Raw genomic sequence first — 3,554 nt, 5'->3', positions numbered from 1 at the left:
AGCACGCCCTGGCCACCGGCGTGGTCGGCGGCATGATCACGGCCACGGTGCTGGCCATTTTCTTCGTGCCGCTGTTTTTTGTCGTGGTGATGTCGCTGGGCAAGAAGCGGGTTCCCGCTGCGCCCGACGAGCAGGCCGCACAAGGAGCTCAGTCATGAGAGTTGAAGCCGTGAACACCAACCTAAAAATCAGGTCCACCGTGGCGGTTCTGGCGGCAGCCCTGCTGTTGCAAGCTTGCTCGCTGGCGCCCAGGTACGAAAGACCTGCAACACCGACCCCATCGGCCTGGCCGCAGGGCGAAGCCTATGCCGATGCGGCGCCCAGTGGCAAGACGGCAGGCATGGCGGCCGACCTGGGCTGGCAAAGTTTCTTTCAGGATCCGACACTCAAGCAGCTAATTGGTATCGCCCTGGAGAATAATCGGGACTTGCGGGTGGCGGCGCTGAACGTCGACGCTTATCGGGCCCAGTACCGGATTCAGCGCTCAGCGCTGTTTCCGGGGTTGGACGCAGCGGCCGGCGGCGCCCGGCAACGTTTGCCCGCCGACCTCTCGCCTACGGGCGCCGCCGGCATCGCTTCCCAGTATGACGTCGGTCTAACCACGTCCTACGAGCTGGATTTTTTCGGGCGTGTGCGTAATCTCAATCGTCAGGCGCTCGAGCAGTATCTGGCCACCGAGCAAGCGCAACGAACGGTGCACATTGGCCTGGTGGCCGAAGTGGCGCAAGCCTATCTCACCTGGCAGGCCGACCAGGCCTTGCTGAACGTGGCCCGCGATACGCTTGAAAGCAATACGCGCACTTTGTCGCTGATTCAGAGCAGCTACGATGTGGGGGTGGCCTCGGCCATGGAGGTTCGGCAGGCACGCACCGCGGTGGACGAGGCGCGCGCCCAATCGCAACGTTATGCCAGGCAGGTTGCCGTCGACCTGAACGCCTTGACGATGCTGCTGGGGGGCACCTTGCCCGCCGACCTGCCCAATGGCCTGGGTCTGGACGATCAGGTGTTCGCGCAGGTTCCGGCCGGCCTGCCTTCCGATTTGCTGCAGCGCCGGCCCGATATTCTGGCAGCCGAACACCGCTTGATCGGTGCCAACGCCAATATCGGCGCAGCACGAGCCGCCTTCTTTCCTCGGGTCAGCCTGACCGCGGGGGCGGGCACGGTCAGCACTCAGATGTCGGGCTTGTTCGAGGGTGGCTCGGGCGCATGGAGTTTCATGCCCAGCATCTCCGTGCCCATATTCAATGCCGGACGACTTCGCGCCAATCTGGACTATGCTGAAATCCAGACGGACATTCGCGTTGCCGAATACGAAAAGGCAATTCAGAACGCTTTTCGCGAGGTGTCGGACAGCCTCGCGGCCCGGGGCACCTACGGCCAGCAGCTGCAGGCCCAGCGCGAGCTGGTCGACAACACCGCCCAGTATTTGCGTCTGGCCCAACAGCGTTACGATGAAGGGGTGGACAGCTACCTGAACGTGCTTGATGCCCAGCGATTGTTGTTCAGCGCTCAGCAACAATACATTCGTGACCGTCTGGCCCAGCTAAGCAGCGAGATCGACCTGTACAAGGCCTTGGGCGGCGGCTGGCTGGAATCTAATGCCGCCGCCGACAGCTAAGTATGGTATTGCCCGATATGGTAAAAAAGATGCGGCCGCCCTACCTGAGCTGGGCAGGGCGGCTCGTCTGAATCGTTCTGACGAGGAGCCCACGAATGAATGAAGTGCCGCACAGGGTGGTCATCGTCGGCGGCGGCGCCGGCGGGCTGGAGCTTGCCATCAAAATGGGCCGCCGCTTCGGGGCCGAGCATGTCTTCCTGGTCGACAAGGCGTCCGATCACATCTGGAAGCCGTCGTTGCACGAAGTGGCTGCAGGCACGCTCGATATCCATCGTGAAGGGCTCTCGTACGTCATGCTGGCCAAAGATGCCGGCTTTACGTTCATTTACGGCGAATTGCGGGGGGTCGACCGTCAAGCACGTGTCGTCAAGCTTGACGCCGTCCTTGACGACGAAGGCCACGAAATCTTTCCCACCCGAGACCTCGCCTACGACACACTGGTTCTGGCGGTGGGCAGCCGTTCCAACTTCTTTGGTACGCCCGGCGCGCGTGAGCACGCTGTGGCGCTTGACTCTACCGAACAGGCCGAACGCTTTCGCAAGCTTTTCTTGCGAAAGCTGGTGGTTGCCAACAACCAGCCCGACAAAGCGTCCAGGCCGCTTGAGGTCGCCATAGTGGGGGGTGGCGCAACCGGCGTCGAATTGGCCGCCGAGCTCATCGAGGCCACCAAGAACATTCATTATTACGGGCTTGATAGTGCCGACCCCTCGCAGCTGGTGCGCATCACCTTGCTCGAGGGGGCGGCGCGCATACTGGTCGCCCTGCCGCCAAAAATGTCGGCGGCGGCCCAAACGCTGCTTGAATCGCGCAAAGTTCAGGTCAGGACCTCGGTTCGTGTGGCGGCGGTGCGCGAAGACGGGTTGTCCGACAGCGAGGGCGTCGACTACCCTTGCGACATCTGTGTCTGGGCCGCCGGTATTGAAGCGCCGTCATTCTTGCGCGACCTTGGCCTGAGCGTCAACCGGCTCAACCAGCTTGTGGTCGACCGCATGCTTCGTACAGACGACCCCGACATATTCGCATTCGGCGATTGTGCCCAAGTGCCCTGGGACAAAGAAGGCGAGTTCCTGCCCGCGCGTGCTCAGGTGGCGCATCAGCAGGCTGATTTTCTCATTCCCATTTTGCGCGCCCGCATCCAGGGCACAGAGGTTGCGCCGGCCGAGTTTCGCTTCAAGGACTACGGTTCGCTGGTGGCGGTCGGTCATACGCGCGGCGTGGGCAGCCTGATGGGAGTACTATCAGGAAAAAGCTGGTTTGTTGAGGGAGTGATCGCGCGCCTCATGTACATGAGCCTGCACCTAATGCATCACTTGGCGGTGCTGGGCCTGGCGCGCACTTGCGCATTGGCGCTGGGGCGCTTGCTGCTCAAGCGCAGCACCCCCCGCGTCAAGTTGCATTAAGGGTCAGGCAGCACTCAAGGAAAACATCATGTATCAGGCACGCATTGGCTCACCGTTCGGCCCCTTGCTTATCTGCGCCGGCGCCAAAGGGGTCACGGGTTTGTATTTCAGTGATCAAAAAGATTGCCCGAAGGTTGCGGGCGCGGTTACGGCCCGGGCCGATTCGCTGCGGCCGTCGTCGGGCATGGCGGGCAAGGTGCCTTTGCGCACCCTTCGTCCCGTGCGCTGCGCCCAACACAAAGCACATATCGGGCAAGGCCCGCATTACCAAGACCTGGCCGCGACAGCGCCACAGTTGTTGCAAGAAAATGTGCCCGAAACGGTGCGCGATCTGTTCAATGGCGCGCAGCGCGAGCTTTTGCAATATTTCGCTGGTACACGCACGCAGTTCGGTTTCCCCCTCGATTTTTCAGGCACGCCTTTTCAGTCCAAGGTCTGGCGGGCGTTGTGCAATGTGCCTTACGGTCAGGTCATTTCATACGGCCAGTTGGCCTTGAGGGCCGGCCTAAGCCCACGCCACGGGCGCGCAGTGGGCG

4 protein-coding genes are annotated in these 3,554 nt (G+C 62.0%); all 4 read left to right on the top strand.

Annotated features, from left to right (window positions below; translation table 11 throughout):
• Nucleotides 1-158: efflux RND transporter permease subunit (locus VL003_RS13440; protein WP_414708233.1), on the top strand; the 158-nt coding region annotated here is incomplete at its 5' end.
• Nucleotides 155-1,618 carry an efflux transporter outer membrane subunit gene (locus VL003_RS03995; RefSeq protein ID WP_325439805.1) on the top strand — a complete coding sequence of 488 codons (1,464 nt, stop codon included), beginning with the start codon at nt 155-157 and terminating at the stop codon, nt 1,616-1,618. The genes VL003_RS13440 and VL003_RS03995, both read left to right, overlap by 4 nt.
• 95 nt (nt 1,619-1,713) lie before the next feature.
• The gene (locus VL003_RS03990; RefSeq protein ID WP_325439803.1) at nt 1,714-3,018 is read left to right on the top strand and encodes an NAD(P)/FAD-dependent oxidoreductase; all 1,305 of its coding nucleotides are present in this window, start codon (nt 1,714-1,716) and stop codon (nt 3,016-3,018) included.
• Nucleotides 3,019-3,046: 28 nt separating this feature from the next.
• Nucleotides 3,047-3,554, top strand: a 508-nt coding sequence (locus tag VL003_RS03985; RefSeq protein WP_325439801.1) for a methylated-DNA--[protein]-cysteine S-methyltransferase, incomplete at its 3' end; no start/stop codon positions are given.

It is taken from the genome of Pusillimonas sp., assembly GCF_035515275.1.
GTDB lineage: Bacteria > Pseudomonadota > Gammaproteobacteria > Burkholderiales > Burkholderiaceae_B > Pusillimonas.
Note: the sequence above shows the minus strand (reverse complement) of the source record. Positions and strands in the feature narration are given on the sequence as shown.